Source organism: Neisseria sp. P0021.S007 (assembly GCF_051956855.1).
The window spans coordinates 1-585 of record NZ_JBQCXA010000833.1; the positions used below are offsets into that span (position 1 = coordinate 1).

The following is a 585-nucleotide window of genomic DNA, read 5'->3' on the forward strand; positions in this document are numbered from 1 at the left end:
GTTGAACGGTCATTCCGATTACCAGCTCCACTTCCCGCAACCGACTGAGGCGCGCGGCGAGCCTGCCGATTGCTTGGGCTACTTGATTTCCAATCACAACATCCGTAAAGCCGCTTATGAAGTCGTGTCCAAATTGGACAACGTCAAGATCCTGGCCGGTACCAATGTTAAAGAAGTCAAAACTTCTGACGATGAGGCGCAAGTTATTTTGGAAAGCGGCGAAGTATTGACCGGCCGTCTGTTGTTGGCCGCCGATAGCCGTTTCTCGCAAACACGCCGTCAATTGGGCATTTCTTCCGATATGCACGATTACAGCCGTACCATGTTTGTGTGCCGCATGAAGCATACTTTGTCCAACCTGCATACCGCATATGAATGCTTCCATTACGGCCGCACCATTGCGTTGCTGCCTTTGGAAGAACACTTGACCAATACAGTGATTACGGTAGACAGCGATAAAGCCGAAACGATTAAAAACATGTCGCCGGAAGAATTGGCAGCCAGCGTGAAAGAGCAACTCAAAGGCCGTTTGGGCGATATGGAATCGGTTAGCACTATTCACAATTATCCTTTGGTCGGTATGAT

1 pseudogene is annotated in these 585 nt (G+C 49.4%); it reads left to right on the forward strand.

Annotated features, from left to right (window positions below):
• A pseudogene (locus ACTHUR_RS16210) lies at positions 1-585 on the forward strand (5-demethoxyubiquinol-8 5-hydroxylase UbiM); the annotation flags it as partial.